Consider the following 21572-nt stretch of genomic DNA (forward strand, 5'->3'; position numbering starts at 1 on the left):
ACTCACGATCAGGCATGCAATACATTTAGGAGTCGTAATGGCGGAAACGAACGTACAACAGTTTGCCAGCGAATTGGGCCTTCAGTCGGAATTGCTACTGGAGCAACTAAAAGCAGCGGGTGTCAGCAAGAGCAAGACGACCGATCTCTTGACCGAGCAGGATAAGACGCGTCTCTTGGACTACTTGCGCCGTTCTCACGGAAATAAGGACGACAAGCAAAAGATTACGCTGACACGTCGAGAGACGTCTGAAATCCGAAAGTCGGATGCTACCGGAAAAGCGCGCACGATTCAGGTTGAAGTACGCAAAAAGCGTGTATTTGTGAAGCGTGATCCAAATGATGCATCAGTGGCTGAGGATGTCCCTCCGATGCCTGAGCCGGAAATTGAAGTCGTGCTGCCGCAGGTATCTGTGATTGACGAGCAAGAGCGTGCTGCACGTGAAGCAGATGCGCGCCGTCAGGCTGAATTGCAGCAGCGTCAGGCAGAAGAGCTCCGTCAGAAACAGGCTCGTGAAGCAGAGCGCCGGGCGCATGATGCCGTTGGCCAAGAAAAAACAGTTGAGTCGGCGGTTGTGATCAAAGAAGAGCCTGTGGCTGAAGTTGCGATCATGCCTGAGCCTGTTCCGACTCCCGCGCCCGTAGAAGTAACCCCAGTACCAGCACCATCTAAGGCAGACACAACTTTGCACGTATCCGAACATCGAACTACTGAAGCACCCAAGCCGGCTCAACGTCCTGCGCAGCCTGCAAATAAACCCGCAGCAAACAAGGCTGCAACGCAGCCTCCTAAGGCTGCAGACAAAAAGGCCGACAAGGGCAAATCTGGTGGTGGGCGCGAGTCTGGTTGGGATGACTCTGCCAACAAAAAGCGCGGTCTCAAGGTGCGTGGGGGTGACTCGAGTGGTGGTTGGCGTGCTGGCGGTAAAGGTCGCAATCGTGGCGACGCGCAGCATGCTTTCCAGCAGCCGACTGAGCCCATTTCTCGCGAGGTGGTGATTCCGGAAACCATTACGGTTGCTGAATTGGCCCATAAAATGTCGGTCAAGGCTGCCGAAGTGATCAAGAACTTGATGAAAATGGGCATGATGGTGACCATTAATCAGGTATTGGATCAGGAAACAGCCATGATCGTGGCTGAAGATATGGGCCATAAGCCACAGGCAGCGAAGGCGGATGACCCCGAAGCATTCTTGGCGGATCATGCTGAGTCCGAGCTGCGGGTTGAGCCTCGCGCACCGGTTGTGACGGTCATGGGGCACGTCGATCATGGTAAGACTTCACTGCTGGACTATATTCGCCGTACTCGAGTGGCAAGCGGTGAGGCTGGTGGTATTACCCAGCATATCGGTGCGTATCATGTAGAAACCGAGCGTGGAATGATCACTTTCCTCGATACCCCAGGTCACGAAGCGTTTACAGCAATGCGTGCACGTGGTGCCAAGGTAACGGACATCGTAGTATTGGTCGTTGCGGCAGATGATGGTGTGATGCCTCAGACTATTGAAGCGATCCACCATGCCAAGGCGGCTGGCGTGCCTATCGTGGTTGCGGTGAACAAGATTGATAAGCAGGATTCCAATCCAGAGCGCATCCGTCAGGAGTTGGTGGCACAGGAAGTTGTACCCGAGGACTGGGGTGGTGATGCCATGTTTGTTGACGTATCTGCCAAGACTGGCCACGGTATTGACGACCTGCTGGAAGGTATCTTGCTTCAGGCTGAAGTATTGGAACTAAAGTCGGCGAAAGATGCGCCCGCAAAAGGTTTGGTTATCGAAGCGCGACTGGATAAAGGTAAGGGCCCGGTGGCGACCATCCTGGTGCAGTCCGGTACCTTGAAGCGTGGTGATGTTATTCTGGCTGGGTCGGCGTTTGGTCGGGTTCGCGCGATGCTGGATGAGAATGGGAAGCCGATTCAATCTGCGGGGCCGTCCATTCCTTGTGAAATTCAAGGCTTATCTGATGTGCCAAATGCCGGCGAAGAAGTGCTGATGCTGCAAGATGAGCGCAAGGCCCGAGAGATCGCCTTGTTCCGTCAAGGTAAGTTCCGCGATACTTTGTTGGCTAAGCGTCAAGCTGCGAAGCTTGAGAACATGTTCCAGCAAATGGGTGAAGGGGAGGTGAAGAACCTGCCTTTGATCATCAAGGCTGATGTACAAGGTTCGTGCGAAGCACTGGCTGCCTCACTGCAAAAACTGTCGACCGAAGAAGTGCGTGTCAATATCGTACACGGTGCTGTCGGGGCGATTTCCGAATCAGATGTCAACTTGGCCATTGCATCGCAGGCTGTCATCATTGGCTTCAACATTCGTGCTGATGCCAATGCTCGCAGACTCGCTGAATCTGAAGGTATCGATATTCGTTACTACAACATTATCTATCAAGCGGTGGATGATGTTAAAGCAGCGATGTCCGGCATGTTGGCGCCAGAGAAGCGAGAGCAGGTAATTGGTAATGTTGAAGTCCGTCAGGTATTCCATGTATCAAAGATCGGTACGATCGCCGGTTGTTTTGTGCATGATGGTCTGATCAAACGTAATGCACGTGTTCGTGTGTTGCGTAGTAACGTGGTGATCCACGATGGTGAGCTGGAGTCACTAAAGCGTTTCAAGGACGACGTGAAGGAAGTGAAGCTAGGCTACGAATGTGGTCTGCAGGTTCGCAACTTTAACGATATCGTTGAGGGTGACTTCCTCGAAGTGTATGAAATCATTGAGGTTGCACGTACGCTCTAATTGTCCGATACAGGCTGTCAGTATTACCTTGGCAGCCTGTTGGGACATTGCGGGCGAGAGCGCCTCGCTCGCAGCGAGTAAGGAAGTATGGCAAGAGACTTTTCCCGTTCGGATCGCGTTGGTCAACAAATTCAGCGTGAATTGCCGGACATCATCCGTTTTGATTTGAAAGATCCACGTATTGGGATGTTGACTATCACCGACGTGGAGGTAACGCGTGACTATTCTCATGCAAAAGTGTTTTTCACCGTTCTGGGTGACGCGGAGCAACAAGCTCGAACGCTTGAAACGCTGGAGCACGCTGCAGGGTTCCTGCGAAACGAGTTAGGTAAACGCATCAAGATGCGCACTATGCCATTGCTGCATTTCAAGTATGACGTATCAGTTGAGCGTGGTATGCAGTTGTCGAGTTTGATTGATCAGGCCGTCTCTGATCATGCCAAGGACGATGACGAAGCGTGATGCAGCAGCTCAAACGAATAAGACGGCCAATTACAGGTGTATTGTTACTTGATAAGCCATTGGGTTTTTCAAGTAATGGCGTCTTGCAAAAAGTGAAATGGCTTTATCAGGCCGAAAAAGCAGGGCATACAGGCAATTTGGATCCGCTGGCTACTGGGTTGTTACCTGTGTGTCTGGGGGAAGCGACCAAGTTCTCACAAGCGCTGTTGGATGCAGATAAAGCATATATTGCTACCATCAAACTGGGGCAGACCACTACGACTGGGGATGCTGAAGGCGATCTGCTTGAGCAGCGGTCTGTTCAATACACTGTCGAGCAATTGAACTTAGTGTTGCAGTGTTTGATCGGCCCGATTAAGCAAGTGCCGCCAATGTATTCTGCCTTGAAGCATCAGGGGCGTGCGTTGTATGAGTATGCCAGGCAGGGCCTTGAAATCGAACGTAAGTCACGAGATGTGACTGTCTATTCGATTCAGCTTCTGGAGGTGGGCCATGATGTCATCAAGATTGATGTCTCCTGTAGTAAAGGCACATATATCCGGGTCTTGGCAGAAGACATCGGCCGGAAATTGGGTTGCGGTGCGCATTTAATTGGATTACATCGTACTCGAACAGCAGGTTTTCATGTGCATGATGCGGTAACCGTTGAGGCTTTGGAAGCCATGGGCATGGCTGAGCGGGATGCCTTGCTGATGGCGGCGGATTGCCTATTGTCCACCTTACCTTCGGTCGAGATATCGTCGGACTCCAGTTATGCATTTACACACGGACAATCGGTTCGTCATAAAGTAAACATGTGTGCCGGAGAGGTACGTGTGTATGACCCGTTAGGTGGTTTTTTGGGATTGGGCGAGATGACGTCGGATGCCAAAATTGCACCTAAGCGGGTGTTAAGGATTGATCGCTGAGTCATGTGCTTGGTGGTTTATGTGTTGCGCTAAGCAAGTTAGTCTTCGCCATCGACAACTTGAGAATGTGCCTGTTGCAAAGGTACAATAAGCGTTTTTGAATATTTTGGAGAATACCGAACATGGCTATGAATGCTGTAAGCAAAGCCGAAGTAGTTAAGCAATTCGCGCGTCAAGAAGGCGATACCGGTTCCCCTCAAGTGCAAGTCGCACTGTTGACTGCTCGTATCAACGACCTGACTGGTCATTTCAAAACCCATCAAAAAGATCACCACGGCCGTCGCGGCCTGTTGAAAATGGTAAGTCGCCGTCGCCGTTTGCTGGATTACCTGAAGGATACTGATCTGGATGGTTACCGCGCTCTGATCGAGAAGCTCGGCCTACGTAAGTAAGCCAAATCTGGAAGTCGGGTCGGACTTTTGTCTGACTGTCTTGTTGGGTAGGTGACCGATTATCAATTCTGGTAGCTGGTTGCCATCCGGCCCGTCTCCATTCTCTTATTTCAACCCGCAGCGTCCAGTCTCTATCGAGCGTCTGGCAGGTTGTTGAAAGTGGCTTGTTTACCAAGGGCTTGTTACAGGTCACTTTCCACAGCCTGCTCGTTCTGACCAACGCCAAAACGAACTGCACGTTGCGCGACTTTTTTGAAAGGACCGTCGTGAGTCTCGTTAAAAAATCATTTCAGTATGGCCAGCATACCGTTACCTTCGAAACCGGTGAAATCGCACGCCAAGCTACCGGTGCCGTGAAGTGCTCGATGGGTGACACCGTCGTATTGGTGACAGTTGTAGGTGCGACAGGTGTTAAGCCCGGGCAAGACTTCTTCCCGTTGACGGTTGACTATCAAGAACGTACCTACGCTGCTGGCAAGATTCCAGGTGGTTTTTTCAAGCGTGAAGGCCGCCCGTCTGAAAAAGAAATCCTCACTTCCCGCCTAATCGATCGCCCTCTCCGTCCACTTTTCCCCGAAGGTTTCTACAATGAAGTCCAGATCGTTGCGACGGTTATGTCGTCCGATCCGGAAATTGATGCGGATATTCCTGCATTATTGGGTGCCTCTGCTGCTTTGGCTGTCTCAGGCATCCCATTTGATGGTCCGATCGGGGCGGCACGAGTGGGTTATGTCGATGGACAGTATGTACTGAATCCAACGGCGATTCAGTTGAAGTCAACGCAGCTAGACCTGGTAGTTGCGGGTACTGCTCAGGCTGTCTTGATGGTTGAATCTGAAGCGTTGGAGCTACCGGAAGATATCATGCTGGGCGCGGTGGTGTTTGGCCATGATCAAATGCAAGCAGCCATCAATGCCATCAATGAATTGGCCGATGAGGCAGGTAAAGATTTGTGGGATTGGCAGCCGCCAGTTAAAGACGACACAATGATTGCACGCGTCGCTGAGCTGGCAGATGCAGAGCTGAACGAGGCATTCCGTATTAAGCAGAAACAACTGCGTTCGGGCAAGATTGATGAAATCGCGGATCGTGTTTTTTCTCAGTTGATCACCGAAGATATGGACACTCAGCGAGTCAACCAGATTAAGGGTATTTTCAAGGATCTGGAAGCCAAGATTGTGCGCGGCCAAATTTTAGCTGGGGAGCCACGTATTGATGGCCGTGATACTCGTACAGTCCGCCCAATCACAATCCGCACTGGAGTGTTGCCCCGGACTCACGGTTCAGTATTATTTACCCGTGGCGAAACACAGGCATTGGTTGTTGCTACCTTGGGGACCAAACAGGATGAGCAAATCATTGATGCATTGACTGGTGAATATACTGAGCGCTTCATGCTGCATTACAATTTCCCACCCTATTCCACAGGGGAAACTGGACGTGTAGGTTCACCCAAGCGTCGTGAAATCGGTCACGGCCGTTTGGCCAAGCGTGCATTGGTTGCTGTATTGCCGGCGGCAACTGACTTTGGCTATTCGATGCGTGTTGTGTCGGAAATTACTGAGTCGAACGGTTCCAGCTCAATGGCATCTGTGTGCGGCGGTAGTTTATCACTGATGGATGCTGGTGTGCCTTTGAAGGATCACGTGGCTGGTATCGCCATGGGGTTGATCAAGGATGGCAACCGTTTTGCAGTGTTGACTGATATCTTGGGTGATGAAGATCATTTGGGTGATATGGATTTCAAGGTAGCAGGTACTGCCAATGGCGTGACTGCACTGCAGATGGATATCAAGATCAATGGTATTACCAAAGAAATCATGAAGGTGGCACTGGATCAGGCCAAAGAAGGGCGCCTGCATATCCTGAACATCATGAAGGGTGAGTTGCAAGGCGCACGTGACGAGATTTCCGAACATGCACCACGTATGTACTCGATGAAGATCAATCCGGAGAAGATTCGTGATGTGATCGGCAAGGGTGGCGCGGTAATTCGCGCATTGACAGAAGAGACCGGAACGCAGATCGATATTGCTGAAGATGGCACAATCACTATCGCGTCAACTAGCGCGGAAGGTGCAGAAGCAGCGAAGAAGCGTATTGAGCAGATCACTGCTGAGGTAGAGATTGGCAAGATATACGAAGGCACGGTAGTTCGTTTGCTTGAGTTTGGCGCGATCGTCAATATTCTGCCTGGCCGAGACGGTTTGTTACATATTTCGCAAATTGCTAATGAGCGTGTCAACAACGTGGCTGATTATGTGAAAGAAGGTCAGCAAGTTCGCGTGAAGGTGCTTGAGCAAGACGAGAAGGGTAAGATTCGCTTGTCGATGAAGGCGTTACTGGCTGAAGTTGCACCAGCACCTACCAGCGAACAACCTACTGCAGAATAATCAGCCTTTAGCTAGGCCGATTTAAAACGCCCCGCTTTGATGCGGGGCGTTTCAATTTAGGGCTGTCAAATATGGTTGTTGTCATGGTATTGGCAAATTGGGGTGGGGAATCAGGTTGTATTTCCATTGTTGTGCTGATCGGTAATTGGCATTACTCGGTAATGAGGCCATACTTTGAAGCAAATGACTGATGATAGAGGATGGTATGAAAGAGTCGCTGAATGTGTTGGGTTTGCCATTGGAGGCATGTAGCCGATCACCAATGACGGGCTTTTTCCGGGATGGTTGCTGTAATACCGATGATACAGATGTAGGCGAGCATGTGGTTTGTGCGGCAATGACAGCAGATTTTTTGGCATTTTCGAAATCAAGAGGAAATGATTTATCGACGCCACGTCCAGAATATGGTTTTACTGGGCTGAAGCCGGGTGATCATTGGTGTTTGTGTGCAGATCGCTGGGTAGAAGCATTGCTACATGGTGCGGCGCCAAGGCTTATGTTGGCGGCAACACACGAAGCCATTTTGGACAAGGTTTCACTTGAAACGCTGGTTGAGTATGCAATTGACCGTCCATAATGACCAGACCATTTTATTTGGCACAGTCATCGGACTTATGTAAACAACAAAAAGCCCGTCAATTTGACGGGCTTTTTGTTGGCAATGCACTGGGACTTACACAGTCGTTGTATCCACAACAGCCAATGCAGTCATGTTGACTACTCGGCGTGGGCTTGCCGTTGGGGTCAGAATATGTACTGGCTTGGCTGCACCTAGCAGGATTGGCCCAATGGTGACGCCATCTGCTGCAGACACCTTGAGCAAATTGAAGCTGATGTTTGCCGCATCCAGAGTAGGCATGATCAGCAGATTGGCATCTTCCTTGAAGCGAGCATTGGGAAACACCAACTGGCGAATTGTGCCAGACAACGCAGCATCACCATGCATTTCACCTTCGACTTCAAGATCTGGTGCGATTCGATTAAGAATATCCAGTACCTGACGCATCTTGGTTGCCGATGGTGTATTTACTGTACCAAAACTGGAGTGCGACAGCAGGGCGACTTTTGGTGCAATACCAAAGCGGCGGACAGCATCGGCGGCCATGCGGGTGATTTCTGCTAGTTGCTCGGCAGTTGGGTCCGGGTTCACATATGTATCCGCAATGAACACGTTACCGTGTGGCAAAATCAGCGCATTCATTGCGCCAAAAGTCTTGACGCCATCACGCAGACCGATGACCTGTTCGACAAATTCTAGATGGCTTTGATACTGGCCATAGGTACCACAAATCATGGCGTCAGCTTCGCCACGACGCAACATCAAAGCCCCGATTAGTGTCGTCTTGCGACGTACTTCACGGCGAGCAAACTGGATGCTGACGCCTTTACGTTGCATGATTTCGTAATAAGTTTGCCAGTAATCCCCATAACGCGGATCGTTTTCGTTATTAACCAGTTCGAAATCGACACCAGGCTTGATACGCAGGCCCAGACGCTGAATGCGTTGCTCAATCACATGGGGACGACCAATCAGAATCGGGTGGGCCAGACCCTGATCGACAACTTCCTGAACACCATGTAGCACGCGTTCATCTTCTCCTTCGGCGTAGACAACACGCTTTTTCGATTGCTTGGCTAGGCTGAATACCGGCTTCATGAATAGATTGGACTTATACACGAACTGAGTCAGTTCGTCGGTATAAGCCTGCATATCCTTGATTGGGCGGGTTGCCACGCCGGATTCCATGGCAGCTTTGGCCACAGCAGGTGCGATCTTCAGAATTAAGCGCGGATCGAACGGCTTGGGAATGATGTAATCAGGGCCAAAGCTGAGGTTCTGACCGACATAGGCATCAGCAACCACATCCGATTGTTCTGCCATGGCCAGATCGGCAATTGCGCGAACGCAGGCCAGTTTCATCTCTTCATTGATCGTGGTAGCACCCACATCCAGTGCGCCACGGAAAATGAAGGGGAAGCACAGAACATTATTGACCTGATTCGGGAAGTCAGAGCGGCCGGTACAAATGATGGCATCCGGACGGGCTTCCTTCGCCAGTGGTGGCAGGATTTCCGGCTCGGGGTTCGCCAGTGCCAAGATCAGTGGATGCGCCGCCATGGTCTTGACCATGTCCTGGGTAACCAGTTTGGGGCCAGACAAGCCCAGGAAAATGTCAGCATTGATGATGCCGTCTTTCAGCGTGCGTGCATCCGTTTGCTTGGCATAGCGGCGTTTGGACTCATCCAGTTTTTCCCAGTCTTCACGCTCGGTATGCACGACACCTTTGGAGTCGCACATGATGACGTTGTCCATGCTGACACCCAACGCAACCAGCAAGTCCAGGCATGCAACGGCTGCGGCGCCCGCACCAGACGTGACCAGTTTCACTTTGCTGATATCTTTGCCGACAATGCGCAGGCCGTTCAGTACCGCCGCTGCCGTAATGATCGCGGTACCATGCTGATCATCGTGGAAGACCGGGATCTTCATCTTTTCGCGCAGCTTCTTCTCAATGTAGAAGCACTCAGGTGCCTTGATGTCTTCCAGATTGATACCACCAAATGTGGGCTCCAATGAGGCAATGATATCAACTAGCTTGTCCGGGTCGTTTTCGTTGACTTCGATATCAAACACGTCGATGCCAGCAAATTTCTTGAACAGGACGCCTTTCCCTTCCATGACAGGCTTACCAGCCAGCGGGCCGATATTACCCAGTCCCAGCACGGCAGTACCATTGGAAATCACTGCAACCAAGTTACCGCGAGCGGTGTAGGCATAAGCATTAGCGGGGTCTTCGACGATTGCGTCACAAGCAGCTGCGACACCGGGAGAATAAGCAAGTGCAAGGTCGCGCTGGCTGGCAAGCGGCTTGGTTGGCGCAACCTGAATCTTGCCGGGTTTGGGAAATTGGTGGTAGTGCAGCGCGCTGCGGCGCAATTCGTCATCCATAAACGGCTCCTGCGTGGGGTTTTATTGCGGAGAGGGCAATATTATAGCGATTCGCTCGAAAACGTGGCGCTTGTGGTTTACACCTAGGCCATATCTCAGTCAGCAATCCTGTTAAAAAGCAGGCCAGCCCGATATGGCCCGTACTTTGAAATAACAGGGAAATAAGGTGATCAAACGAACCGGCCATTACGTGCCTGAATATCGACATGTGTTTGATCTGTGCTCAGATAGCAGGTAATGAGAAATGTTCAATCTACAATTGGTATTGTCTGTGCTTTGTTGTAGTGGAGATTCCACTACCTTGCCAGCCGGTTTGCATCTGCCAGACCAAGGGGCCGCAAGGTTGGACTATGCATCAGCTAACGTAACCAACCGGGGGTTTGATTGACCAGGGTCTGTTTGTCGGCTTGAGTGTCGCCTAGCAGTGCAAAGCCCATCAATTGGCCATTATGCATGAATAGTGCTTTAAGTCCCGTTGTCGTTTCCGTAATCTGCCATTGCCCATCATGTTTGGGGGGAGGGCACACTGTGGTTGGGCAGGCCGGGGTCTTGACCAAAACAGGCATGGCTGGGTAATTCAGGGTGGCTGACTGGCCGGCCAATATTGGTGCCAATGTACGGGCTGCTTGCATAATGGGCATGACAAATGGCAAGCTCAAGCCATCTACTTCAGCACAATCACCCAGGGCATAGATATTGGGATCGTTGGTTTGCAGGGATCGGTTGACAACTATACCTTTATGGGCGACCAAGCCCGCTTCTGTTGCCAAACGAGTTCGCGGTTTCAACCCAATGGCAGACAATACCAGATCGGCTTCCAAGGTGCTGCCATCACTCAGGCTCAGACGATATCCATCGTTGGTATGTTCAATCGTTGTTGCGGTCACCCCCAGTTGAAAACGAACACCAATATTGCCAAGTCGTTGCTGTAGCCATGCTCCAGCTTGTTCGGGTAATAGCCGAGACAGGGGCCAGCCGGCTGGGTCGATCAGGCTGACATCGAAACCGGCACTACACCAATCATTGGCAAATTCGCACCCGATCAGTCCGGCGCCTAGAATGACGACGCGTCTTTTCTCAGCCAGCAAGGTTCGGCAATGGCGGTAGTCATCAAGGTCATTGACTGTCAGTACATCTGTTTGCGCGTCCCCAGTCAGTTTGGGATCAATCTGATCCGCACCCATAGCCAGGACCAGCTTTTCATAGGTACGTTCTTCGCCTGCCAGCGTAATGTGCTGCCGCAGACGATCGATTGCAGTGACAGTTTGCCGTGTCAATATTTCAGCATTCAGCTCGGTCGCCATCTGAGTTGAATTCTTCATTGCCAGCTGATCAGGTTGCTTGTTGTTCGCCAAGCTGTTGGACAACATGGGTTTGGAATAGAACTCACCGCTATCACGGGTGATGATAAGCAGCGGGGTGGTTTTATCCAGTTTACGGAATTCGCGGGCAACGTTATAGCCGGCCAGGCCGGAACCGATGATGATGACAGGTCGGATCATGGCGAAATTTACCATCGAGTTGTCAAAAGTGGGCAAGCGTAACGGAGTGTGCGTTGAATCACCAGCGTTTCAAATGATTAGAGGTAGCTGTCGGTCGGCAATGTAAAGTGCGGCAGTTGGTTGACTCAAAATCAGCATGGCCTGCCGACAGCATGTTTGGTGTATCCCACTTATTGCCTGACAGTTGCCCATGTTTGTGGCGGCATTTAATGTACGACGGCGCAGGTACCTGGTAACTGACAACGTAAAATGGCCTGTTTCACAGTATCGATTGCATCAGGTCTTGGGAAGCTTTTGCGCCAAGCCAATACAATACGCCGAGTGGGGCTGGGTTCGCTGAATGGGCGCACGCTCAAGAGTCTATCATCGGCAAACTTGCCTTCAACTGATGATGCAGGCACAACGCTGACACCGCTGCCGCTGGCAACCATATAACGAATGGTTGCCAGCGAGCTACCTTCCAGGGTCGAGTGCTGACCCTGCGATGCGAAGGCGGACCGATTCAATGCAGGGCAGACCTGCAAGACTTGATCACGGAAGCAGTTACCGGCACAAAGTAACAAGACATTTTCGTCGCTGAGAATGCCGGGGTCCACCTGGGGAAATTGTTCCCAATCGTGACCAACAGGCATGGCTACACGAAAAGCCTCGTCATAGACCGGTTCGACCACAATGCCAGGTTCGGCAAAGGGCAGAGCCAGCACAGCCACATCCACTTCACCTTGTTTGAGCAGTTCTGCCAGCCGGGCAGTATAGTTCTCTTCAATGATCAATGGCATGCGTGGCGCAACTTCACGCAGTGCAGGGATCAGGTCGGGTAGCAAATATGGGCCGATGGTAAAGATGACCCCCAACCGTAATGGGCTGGCCAATTGGTCTTTGCCATGAGCGGCAATTTGTTTGATGACCGATGTCTCTTCTAACACGCGTTGGGCTTGTTCCACAATGCGACCACCAATAGGTGTGATGGTAATGTCGCCGCTATTGCGCTCGAACAGGATCACACCCAGTTCATCCTCCAATTTTTTAATAGCAACGGATAACGTGGGTTGGCTGACGAAGCAGGCTTCGGCGGCGCGGCCGAAATGGCGTTCGCGTGCGACGGCGACAATGTAACGTAGTTCGGTAAGCGTCATGATGGCTTCCTAATCCCGATTTCTATCACGATAGTCTACGGCTAATATGTGTGGCAAGTCATGTTGTATTGCAATTGAAAAGAATGGTTGCAGGTCTTGTCAGGCGTGGCGTTGGTAAAGATGCTGGGCGGGGTGATTGGAAAGAAGTTGGGTAAACATAAGCTGTATCTGCAATTTGTGAACTTTGTCGACGGCTACGTTAGAATACGCCGCTTGTTTTCTCCCTAAATGGAAGGTGTAAAGCTGTCGGTGAATAGTGGCCGATGGCTGGCCCAGAATGCTATGAGACGTTTGCTGATTTCTCTTACCCTGTTGACACTGTTGGGTGCGTGTACCACGGTACCGACCAATGCGCCTGTTGATCCGAAACCCAAGTCTGTTGAGCCGGCGAAAGTAGTACGGCCCTATGTGAAGCCCAAGGTTGCGTTGGCGTTGGGTGGTGGTGCTGCCAAGGGTTTTGCTCACATTGGTGTTATCCGCACATTGGAAGCGAATGGCATCGTGCCCGACATTGTGGTGGGCACCAGCGCGGGAAGCGTAGTTGGTGCACTTTATGCAGGTGGATTGAGCGGTAACGAAATGATGAGCATGATCGGACAGGTCAATTCTGACAGCATTGCCGATTTTACCTTCTCGACCAAAGGCTTTATCAAAGGGGAGGAATTGCAGAGTTTTGTCAACCGACTGTTGCAGGGGCGGCCGATCGAAAAGCTGCAAAAGCCATTTGCCGCCGTGGCAACAGATTTGAAGACCGGACGCATGGTCAGCTTCCGGCAAGGTAATACTGGCCAGGCGGTACGGGCATCCAGCAGCGTGCCTGGTGTGTTTGAACCCGTGATCATCAGTGGCGCAGAATATGTCGATGGTGGTCTGACTTCCCCAGTGCCTGTGCGAGCAGCGAAGGCCATGGGCGCTGATATCGTGATTGCAATTGATATTTCGTCCAAACCTACCTATGGCAAGGTGAATGGGATGATGGACATTTTGCTGCAGACAGTGACCATCATGGGACAATCAATCTCCAGTTATGAATTGAACGATGCTGATGTGGTGATCCGACCTGCAGTGGGCCGAATTGGTGGGGCAGATTTCGATTCCAAATATGAAGCTGTCAACGTGGGTGACAAGGCAGCAGTGGCTGCGATCCCCTACATCAAACAAAAGGTGGCCAACTGGAAAGGTAATGGCGTGTAAGCGCATATCAACGGTCCCTTACCTCATCAGTGAGGGTGGGTTGATCAGTACCTGAATGGGGCCGCTTGATGTGGCCTTTTTTTGGTGCGTGGTAATCAGTTGCATGAGCTATTATCTGCCTGCAGAGAGCAATGGCCACTCCGCCAGTGATGAATAGTGCGGCCCATCGGCTTGTAGTTCGGATGCCATCAGTGCAAATCGATCTACTTGCCAGATAATGGCATCGGTCATTTCTGTGTTGGGGGCATGTAAAGCTTTACGTAACAAGGTGATATGGGGTTTGAAAGGACGTGTTTCCGTTGGTAGGCCAAGGCCAGTCAAACCCTGATTGATACGTTGATGCAGTTCGATCAATGGTGGGGGAATGTACTGTGGAGCACACCAGCCAATGCCAGACCGGCGCCATATGCCGTAGCAGTCCAATTGCAATGCAAAGATAGAGGCGTGTTGCAGCATATTAAAGACGCTTATCAGCTCGTTGAGCCGTTCGATGGGTGTGTCTCCCAAGAATGCCAGCGTAACGTGTAGTAGATCGGTCCTGACCCGGCGACCGCCACACTGCCGATGTAGCATGTGCCCAACACGCTCAAGCTGTGTCAGAACGCTGGTGGGCGGCGGTAAGGCGATAAACAGTCGCAATGGCGGTACCATTTATAAAGCCTGTTCACTCAGCCAATTGAGAATTCGTTTGGCAGGCTCTTCCCAGTTAGGTTCCAGCATCATTACGTGCGCCATGTTCGGGAATATTTCCGCATGTACACCATAACGGCTGGCGGTGGCATGTACTAGATAGGGGGGAAACAATCCATCCTGTTCTGCGCCGATGACCAGCACGGGTAAGTTGACAGGTTTATCTGTCGTACGGAAGGGCAGAAAGGACAGATCAAGAATCGCCCGGTGTGATTCTGGTTGAAATCGCGCCAGATAGCGTACCGCTTGTTGTTCAGGCATGGAGTCAGAAAACAATTGGCGGCGGATGCTGGCAATGGTTGACAGACGACCGTCACTGGCATGGATCAGATTCAGCTCAAAAAAAGCCTGGGGTTCGCGAAACGCCAATTGCATAGTGGCCCCCAGCAGGCCTTCTGGTGGAACTGATGCCATCAACACCAATGCAGCTGCGGAATACTTGTGCAGGTAGAGTTGTGCCAACATACCACCCATCGAATGACCTACCAAGATGGGAGGGGTGGGTAAATCCTGCGTGATTTGGCGGATATCAGCCAGATAGTCATCTATGCTGGTCAGGGCCAGGTATTCATGCCCCTCACTGCCCCCATGGCCACGCAAACTCAGTGCATAGCAATCGTAGCCATGGCTCGCAAAATAGGGCAGATAGAACGTTTCCCAACACCATGCTGCCGAATAGGCGCCATGGATAAAAAGGATTGGATGTGGTTTGGCTTTGCCCGCAGGAGCCCGGTGAAGCAATTCCAGATCCAGATGGGGCTTTGTTCGATAGTTGAACATGACGGCTCTGAGTGAATTGATAACCCCATTAAAGCATGCCTTGCTGGGAATGTGGGTATGTTGGTCAATTGCTGTTCAAGCTGTCGGCGGTGATGGAGTTTCCACGCCGCTGTAAAGTTTTGAATCGGCACGTATTCTGGCGGTACTTGTTTTAAGGTGCTTGAACTTGACGATATGAATGATCGGTGCCAATGGGTGTACTGTTTAGACGGGTAGAAAACGTAGGCGGAGTGAAAAAATAGAGCAATACAGCTTGGTTGGTTTTTCCTGCAGTCTCAAGCCAATCGGCTTGCTTTTTTATCCGGGTTTGCGCAAAGTTCGCACCTTCCGTCATTTTGTTCAGTGTGATTGCCTCATGTTGAAAAGCATTCCCCAACGTCTTGCCGACGAACTCAACGCCCGTGAAGCCCAAGTGGCCGCAGCTATCCAGTTGCTGGACGAAGGTTCAACGGTCCCGTTTATCGCCCGTTATCGTAAGGAGGTGACAGGTGGATTGGATGATACCCAGTTACGCATGCTGGAAGAACGCTTGCGCTATATGCGTGAACTGGAAGAGCGTCGTGATACGGTATTGAAGTCAATTGACGAACAAGGAAAATTGACGGACGAATTGCGATCAGAAATTATGTTTGCTGATAACAAAACCCGCTTAGAAGATCTTTATCTGCCGTATAAGCCCAAGCGTCGTACCAAGGCACAGATTGCACGCGAAGCGGGTTTGCAGCCACTGGCAGATAGCTTGCTGAATGATCCGACAATGGATCCTGAGGCAACGGCGACGGCCTACATCAGCATTGATCGTGGGATTGCCGACACAAAGGCTGCACTGGATGGTGCCCGTCAAATTTTGATGGAGCAGTTTGCGGAAGATGCTGAACTGTTGGGCCGATTGCGGGATCACTTATGGCAGCAAGGTGTGGTCTGGTCTGTCGTTGTGGAAGGCAAGAATGACGAAGGCACAAAGTTTGCTGATTATTTCGAGTATAACGAATCGCTCAAAGCAATCCCCTCACATCGTGCCCTGGCTTTGTTCCGTGGCCGCAACGAAGGCATACTGAATATTGCGCTTAGATTGGTGGATGAAGATCCGAATGCGCCACGTTCTACTACGCCAAATGCATGTGAGGCGATGGTGGCCAGTCATTTCGGGATCAAAGATGCTGGTCGGTCAGCTGATCGTTGGTTGTTGGATACGGTGCGCATGGCTTGGCGCGTCAAAATATTCCTGCATCTCGAGCTGGAATTGATGAACCAGCTGCGTGAGGCAGCAGAGGCTGAAGCCATCAAGGTATTCTCAGCCAATCTGAAAGACCTCCTGTTAGCGGCACCGGCCGGCCCCAAGGCCACCATCGGTTTGGACCCTGGTCTGAGAACTGGGGTGAAAGTGGCTGTGGTCGACAGGACCGGTAAGTTGGTTGATACCGCCACCGTCTACCCGCATGCCCCCCGTAACGACTGGGATCAAGCGATTGCGGTGGTTGCTGCCTTGGCCGCAACACACAAAGCTGAATTGATCAGCATTGGCAATGGTACGGCCAGTCGTGAGACTGATAAGTTAGTGCTGGATCTGTTCAAACGCCATCCAGAACTCAAATTGCAGAAGTTGGTGGTGTCGGAGGCCGGTGCGTCGGTCTATTCCGCATCAGAACTAGCAGCACGTGAATTCCCCGAGTTGGATGTTAGCCTGCGGGGGGCAGTTTCCATTGCGCGTCGCTTGCAAGACCCACTGGCTGAGCTGGTGAAGATCGATCCAAAATCGATTGGCGTCGGCCAGTATCAGCATGATGTTAATCAAGGTGAGTTGGCACGTACGCTAGGCGCGGTGGTGGAAGATTGTGTCAATGCAGTAGGTGTTGATGTCAATACTGCTTCGGTACCGCTATTGACGCGGGTGTCAGGCCTGACTACCAGTTTGGCCAGTAGCATTGTCGCCTATCGTGATGCCAATGGCGCATTCAAGAACCGCAAGGAATTGAAGCAGGTGCCGCGTCTGGGTGAGAAGACATTCGAACAGGCCGCAGGCTTTTTGCGCATTATGAATGGTGATAACCCGTTGGATCGCTCGGCAGTTCATCCGGAAGCCTATCCGGTGGTAGAACGGATCATTGCTCAATGTGGTCGCCAGATTGATGGCTTGATTGGTGACAGTGGGTTCCTGAAAAAACTGAGTCCAGCGGAATTCACCGACGAAAAGTTTGGTGTACCTACCGTGAAGGACATCCTGACAGAACTGGAAAAGCCTGGTCGTGATCCACGTCCAGAATTCAAGACCGCTGAGTTCAAAGAAGGGGTTGAGGAAATCGGTGATTTGCAGCCGGATATGATTCTGGAAGGTGTGGTCACCAATGTCACCAACTTTGGTGCATTTGTCGACATCGGTGTCCACCAAGATGGCTTGGTGCATATCTCGGCCTTATCCGAAAAGTTCGTCAAAGATCCGCGTGAAGTGGTGAAGGCTGGCGATGTCGTGAAGGTGAAAGTGCTTGAGGTGGATGCCAAGCGTAAGCGTATTGCCTTGACCATGCGCATTGCTGACAAGGCCAAGGAACATGTCAGCGGCGAGATCGGCCGGTCACCGGCAAGCAATCGGGAGAAACAGGCAGTCAATCGCGTGAATCGAGATAGCCAATCGACACAGCAATCGGCTATGGCAGCCGCTTTTGCTAAACTGAAAAGGTGATAGTGAAACAGGTGGCGTATTTTCATGTGCCACCTGGGCTCCCAACTTGATTGCGCGGTGTAATACTTGCTAATGGCAGGTAGTAAAATCTGGCTGGTGTTTTTTACAGGCTTATCGTATACTAGACCGCTTGGCTAGACCGCAGATGTGGCTGGCCAGTGTGTGCGATACCCTTCAGTTACAAGCAACTTCCTGCCTGTTTGGCTTGCTTCATCGCCTACCGTCGTGAAGCGTCCTTGATGCACTTAGCGCTTGTTGCAGCCGTTATGCGCTGATCGCATCGTGTTTCTGCCGTTGCTGAATCCGCTGTGTCAAGGTGGCTTTGTGCCGATTTTGACGACAGATACACCGTTTCGCTCTGACCTTGTGATACGCAGATTTCCACATTTGTTGGCATCTACGTAATGTGTTTACCCGTAAACAGACGTACCGAACCGGCCTACTTGCCCTCGGCTGCGACTGTTTCAAGCAGACAGGATATTCTTAAAAATGTCAAAAGAAGAAACGATTCAATTTGAAGGTGTCGTTACCGAAGTATTGCCCGAATCTCGTTACCGCGTTACTTTAAGCAATGGCGTCAAAATTTTGGCCTATGGTTCAGGTAAGATGAAGATGCACCGCATCAAAGTATTGATGGGTGACCGGGTTACCGTTGAGATGTCGCCCTATGATCTGACCAAAGGACGGATTACCTTCCGCCATTTGGGTGCCCCTCGCAACGATGCAACGCAAACGCGTTAAGTTGTAACGGGATATAGCAGTTGTTGTCATGCTTGATTGATAAAGTCTGTGGAGCGCATCAACATTAAAAATAAAGATGAATAAAGGAAAGACCATGAAAGTAAAAGAACTCCAGCCTGGAGACCATGTTGTAGATCAATACAATGGTGCGCCGGTTGATTTCGAAGTTGTATCCGTTCAGCCGCTAGGCTATCTGATTGAAGTCACATTCCGCTCGGTGCTGGGTATGGCATCGGCGGCTTATCACGGTAATGCCTATATCAACGCGCAGCGTTGATTCCTCGGCCATCTCCGTTAGCTGATCCCCATTTGGGAATGATGCCCGCCTCAGAATATCCCCTGCACTAAAGCTTCGGGATGATGAACGGCGGGCTGTTTGGCTTTCCCGGTTTGGTTTGTATGCCATTCGACGTACAATATGAGCATGAGCACTCCTCCCCCTGCACCAGATAAACGTGATCCCGAGCAAATGATCGGGCCTGGTGGTTTGAGCATGCGACAAATTCATGTGGCTACCTTAAAAAGCCTTGAGCTTGAACGACAAGCCCCTGCTCGAAAGCAAGCTGACTTGTCTTGGTGGCGTCGATTGCTGAAGAAGGTGTTTGGTCGTGGCTGACCACTTGGTCATTGACCGCTGCATCTGTAAGCGCCGATCCTTCGCTGAGTTGCTGGTGATGGCCCAAGACTGGGATCATGATGTGGACTGTGTGATGCTGGTATCTGGGGCTGGTTTGCAATGTGGTCGATGCCGTCCCTGGCTCGCTCAGGCTATTCGTGGACAAAGTCCAGCGATTGTGGTCGATTTGGGGGAAGTGGCTGATGCAGATGTGCTTGCCATTCATTTTTCAACTTGACTCAGTTCGCTAAGATGAAACCCATTATTCAAATTGAATACTGTACTCAGTGTCACTGGCTGTTACGTGCTGCCTGGATGGCGCAGGAGCTGTTGACCACCTTTGAAGCGGAGTTGGGGGGCGTTACTTTAACGCCGGGAACTGGTGGTATTTTCAGAATCACTATTGGTGATGTGGAGCTTTGGGATAGGAAAGTCCAACAAAGTTTCCCGGATATCAGGCAGTTGAAACAGTGTGTACGTGATCTGGTCGCGCCAGACCGGCCGTTGGGCCATATCGATCGCGTTGCACAAGCAGACTGAGTGGTAACATCAAGCTTGTTGCCAGAAGTGCCTATCGGCTAATGATGAACGATTCAAACAAATCAGGCTCGACTAATGTGTCGGGCCTGATTGTATTATGCGTTGATATGATAGGTCAGGCTTGATTTATCCGGCGTAGAAGGCGCTAAAACGTTGCTTGTCATGCTTGGGTGATTCAATTTCATCCAACACGGCAACGGCATAGTCTGGTGAGGTGAGGTTCGGGCTTTGCGTCACTTGTAGTGGAGATCGATCAACAATCACCTCATAGCGGCCAGTACGTTCTCCAGGGTGCAGGTCTGGTGCAGGGGCCAGAAAGGTCCATGCCATGCCGACCTTTTGTTTCAGAAGTCGATAGGCTTCACGTGTTGCCAGTGCGCCTTGTTTCCATTGTTCGGGAAATTCAGGCGTATCGATCAGATCCAGGCCAGGGGCAATCTCCATGCTACCAGCCCCCCCGACTTGCAGAAAATACCGCGTGCTGGCCTGTACGGATGCGTTGATGATGCTGGTATGGGCTTTGACACCATCTTGATAGATGTTTGGGTTATTCCAACCGCCATTGTAGGCGTTGATCACGCTGTCGTGCCCGGCCAACACGGCGGTCAGGGCAGCAGTATCAAATACATCCAACTTGTTCGCAGTCAGATTGGCGTGTTGTGGCAACTTGCTGGGGTCGCGAACAATAGCCGTGACGTGGTGACCACGTGCCAGTGCTTCATTCAGAATGGCTTGGCCGACAAAACCTGTGGCACCGATCAATGCGATTTTCATGAGGAAACTCCTTGGTGGGTTGACTTGATGTGAATGCATCATCGCAGTTGTTATTGATCTGATAAACTAGCTATTGTTGTTTTTACTGTTCTTGAATTAAGAACAATTAAAGACTTTTCTCTTTATAGCGGGTTTCTCATGGTGTTGCCTGACCTCAATCGACTTTCAATGTTCATTGCCGTTGCACAGGCTGGAGGATTTACGGCCGCTGCAGAACGGATGGGGGTGGCTAAATCTATGGTCAGTCAACAAGTGGGGCAGTTGGAGTTGGAGCTTGGCGTGACCCTATTTGCCCGCACCACTCGACGCGTGACATTGACTGAATCAGGTGAGGCATTGCTTGGGCTGAGTGAGCCCTTATTGCAAGGCTTGCAAGATGCGGTAGCTAGTATGGGGAGTGGTGCGGCTGAGTTGTCCGGTCGTTTGAAACTGACGGCACCTGCTGATTACGCCGGCCAGATATTGGCGCCCGTGCTGGCCCAGTTTGCTTTGCAACACCCTCGAGTGCAATTGGAAATTCTGGCGACTGATCAGCAAGTGGATCTGGTTGCCGAAGGGGTGGATCTGGCGATCCGGATGGGAACATTAAGTGATTCCAGCTTGCGAGCCACCAAATTGGGCCAGTTTGAACAAGTTCCAGTGGCGGCACCGGGATTGCTGGCACGTGTTGGGGTGCCAAACCAGCCTGCCATGCTTGCCGAGTTGCCTTGGCTGGCGTTGACGGCATTGCGGGCACCTTTGTCCTGGCGGTTTACAGACCCGACAGGAGCCGAGACATTAGTAAGACTGCGCGCTGTGCTCAAGGCCAACTCTACCACCATCTTGATGGAAATGGCGCGAGCGGGTTTGGGGGGGGCCATACTGCCAGACTATATGGTGATGGGAGATCTGGCCATCGGTAGGCTTTGCCGGCTGGTGCCAGACCAGCAGCTACCTGCCGGCGGTACGTATGCTGTGTATCCAACCACCCGTCAGCCACCTGCCAAAGTGCGTTCACTCATTGATTTCCTCAGGCAGCATATGGACGCTGCGGGAGCTTGAGCACTTACCGGAGCAGGCTGGCCGTTATACATGTGTATG

The 21572-nt window shown here is 51.4% G+C and carries 20 protein-coding genes; 14 read left to right on the forward strand and 6 right to left on the reverse strand.

The window, feature by feature from the left end:
• The first annotated feature begins 37 nt into the window (after positions 1 to 37).
• The 6 genes from infB to FFS57_RS13860 all read left to right on the forward strand — a co-directional run bounded on the left by infB (position 38) and on the right by FFS57_RS13860 (position 7466).
• The gene (gene infB / locus FFS57_RS13835) at positions 38 to 2734 is read left to right on the forward strand and encodes a translation initiation factor IF-2 (protein ID WP_137938393.1); all 2697 of its coding nucleotides are present in this window, start codon (positions 38 to 40) and stop codon (positions 2732 to 2734) included.
• Positions 2735 to 2821: 87 nt separating this feature from the next.
• Positions 2822 to 3196 carry a 30S ribosome-binding factor RbfA gene (gene rbfA / locus FFS57_RS13840; RefSeq protein WP_137938394.1) on the forward strand — a complete coding sequence of 125 codons (375 nt, stop codon included), beginning with the start codon at positions 2822 to 2824 and terminating at the stop codon, positions 3194 to 3196.
• Entirely contained in the window at positions 3196 to 4104 is a 909-nt protein-coding gene (truB, locus tag FFS57_RS13845) for a tRNA pseudouridine(55) synthase TruB (RefSeq protein WP_137938395.1), read from the forward strand. The genes rbfA and truB overlap by 1 nt, the downstream gene beginning before the upstream one ends.
• Positions 4105 to 4226: 122 nt before the next feature.
• Positions 4227 to 4496, forward strand: a complete 270-nt coding sequence (rpsO, locus tag FFS57_RS13850) for a 30S ribosomal protein S15 (RefSeq protein WP_137938396.1) — start codon at positions 4227 to 4229, stop codon at positions 4494 to 4496.
• 266 nt (positions 4497 to 4762) lie between these two features.
• Positions 4763 to 6889, forward strand: coding sequence for a polyribonucleotide nucleotidyltransferase (pnp, locus tag FFS57_RS13855; RefSeq protein ID WP_137938397.1), 2127 nt, complete (start codon positions 4763 to 4765; stop codon positions 6887 to 6889).
• A gap of 205 nt (positions 6890 to 7094) precedes the next feature.
• Positions 7095 to 7466 carry a DUF2237 family protein gene (locus FFS57_RS13860; protein ID WP_137938398.1) on the forward strand — a complete coding sequence of 124 codons (372 nt, stop codon included), beginning with the start codon at positions 7095 to 7097 and terminating at the stop codon, positions 7464 to 7466.
• 96 nt (positions 7467 to 7562) lie between these two features.
• Here FFS57_RS13860 and FFS57_RS13865 read toward each other — a convergent pair whose 3' ends face one another.
• The 3 genes from FFS57_RS13865 to FFS57_RS13875 form a co-directional block, all read right to left on the reverse strand.
• The gene (locus FFS57_RS13865) at positions 7563 to 9839 is read right to left on the reverse strand and encodes an NADP-dependent malic enzyme (protein WP_137938399.1); all 2277 of its coding nucleotides are present in this window, start codon (positions 9837 to 9839) and stop codon (positions 7563 to 7565) included.
• 359 nt (positions 9840 to 10198) lie between these two features.
• Entirely contained in the window at positions 10199 to 11341 is a 1143-nt protein-coding gene (locus tag FFS57_RS13870; protein ID WP_137938400.1) for an NAD(P)/FAD-dependent oxidoreductase, read from the reverse strand.
• 206 nt (positions 11342 to 11547) lie between these two features.
• The gene (locus tag FFS57_RS13875; protein WP_137938401.1) at positions 11548 to 12477 is read right to left on the reverse strand and encodes a hydrogen peroxide-inducible genes activator; all 930 of its coding nucleotides are present in this window, start codon (positions 12475 to 12477) and stop codon (positions 11548 to 11550) included.
• A 282-nt stretch (positions 12478 to 12759) separates the two neighbouring features.
• Between FFS57_RS13875 and FFS57_RS13880 the strand changes: the two genes are divergently transcribed.
• Entirely contained in the window at positions 12760 to 13671 is a 912-nt protein-coding gene (locus FFS57_RS13880; protein ID WP_137938402.1) for a patatin-like phospholipase family protein, read from the forward strand.
• 111 nt (positions 13672 to 13782) lie between these two features.
• Here the strand turns inward: FFS57_RS13880 and thpR are convergent, their stop codons facing one another.
• Both thpR and FFS57_RS13890 read right to left on the reverse strand, forming a co-directional pair.
• Entirely contained in the window at positions 13783 to 14322 is a 540-nt protein-coding gene (gene thpR / locus FFS57_RS13885) for an RNA 2',3'-cyclic phosphodiesterase (protein WP_137938403.1), read from the reverse strand.
• A complete protein-coding gene (locus FFS57_RS13890) occupies positions 14323 to 15141 on the reverse strand; it encodes an alpha/beta hydrolase (RefSeq protein ID WP_137938404.1) in 819 nt (272 codons plus the stop codon).
• A 355-nt stretch (positions 15142 to 15496) separates the two neighbouring features.
• On the opposite strand from FFS57_RS13890, the gene FFS57_RS13895 reads away from it, so the two are divergent.
• From FFS57_RS13895 to FFS57_RS13920, 6 genes are all read left to right on the forward strand, one after another.
• Entirely contained in the window at positions 15497 to 17821 is a 2325-nt protein-coding gene (locus FFS57_RS13895) for a Tex family protein (RefSeq protein WP_137938405.1), read from the forward strand.
• Between the two features lie 489 nt (positions 17822 to 18310).
• The gene (gene infA / locus FFS57_RS13900; RefSeq protein ID WP_137938406.1) at positions 18311 to 18562 is read left to right on the forward strand and encodes a translation initiation factor IF-1; all 252 of its coding nucleotides are present in this window, start codon (positions 18311 to 18313) and stop codon (positions 18560 to 18562) included.
• Positions 18563 to 18656: 94 nt separating this feature from the next.
• Positions 18657 to 18839: a hypothetical protein gene (locus FFS57_RS13905; RefSeq protein WP_137938407.1), complete on the forward strand. Its 183-nt coding sequence runs from the start codon at positions 18657 to 18659 to the stop codon at positions 18837 to 18839.
• 147 nt (positions 18840 to 18986) lie between these two features.
• Positions 18987 to 19178, forward strand: a complete 192-nt coding sequence (locus FFS57_RS13910) for a hypothetical protein (RefSeq protein WP_137938408.1) — start codon at positions 18987 to 18989, stop codon at positions 19176 to 19178.
• Positions 19171 to 19416: a hypothetical protein gene (locus FFS57_RS13915; protein ID WP_137938409.1), complete on the forward strand. Its 246-nt coding sequence runs from the start codon at positions 19171 to 19173 to the stop codon at positions 19414 to 19416. The genes FFS57_RS13910 and FFS57_RS13915 overlap by 8 nt, the downstream gene beginning before the upstream one ends.
• 14 nt (positions 19417 to 19430) lie before the next feature.
• Complete coding sequence (locus FFS57_RS13920) at positions 19431 to 19718, forward strand: Rdx family protein (protein ID WP_137938410.1); 288 nt, start codon at positions 19431 to 19433, stop codon at positions 19716 to 19718.
• 126 nt (positions 19719 to 19844) lie between these two features.
• Here FFS57_RS13920 and FFS57_RS13925 read toward each other — a convergent pair whose 3' ends face one another.
• Complete coding sequence (locus tag FFS57_RS13925) at positions 19845 to 20492, reverse strand: NAD(P)-dependent oxidoreductase (RefSeq protein ID WP_137938411.1); 648 nt, start codon at positions 20490 to 20492, stop codon at positions 19845 to 19847.
• Positions 20493 to 20630: 138 nt separating this feature from the next.
• Between FFS57_RS13925 and FFS57_RS13930 the strand changes: the two genes are divergently transcribed.
• The gene (locus FFS57_RS13930; protein WP_137938412.1) at positions 20631 to 21533 is read left to right on the forward strand and encodes a LysR family transcriptional regulator; all 903 of its coding nucleotides are present in this window, start codon (positions 20631 to 20633) and stop codon (positions 21531 to 21533) included.
• The last annotated feature ends 39 nt before the right edge of the window (positions 21534 to 21572 follow it).

The organism is Chitinivorax sp. B, assembly GCF_005503445.1.
Taxonomy (GTDB): domain Bacteria; phylum Pseudomonadota; class Gammaproteobacteria; order Burkholderiales; family SCOH01; genus Chitinivorax.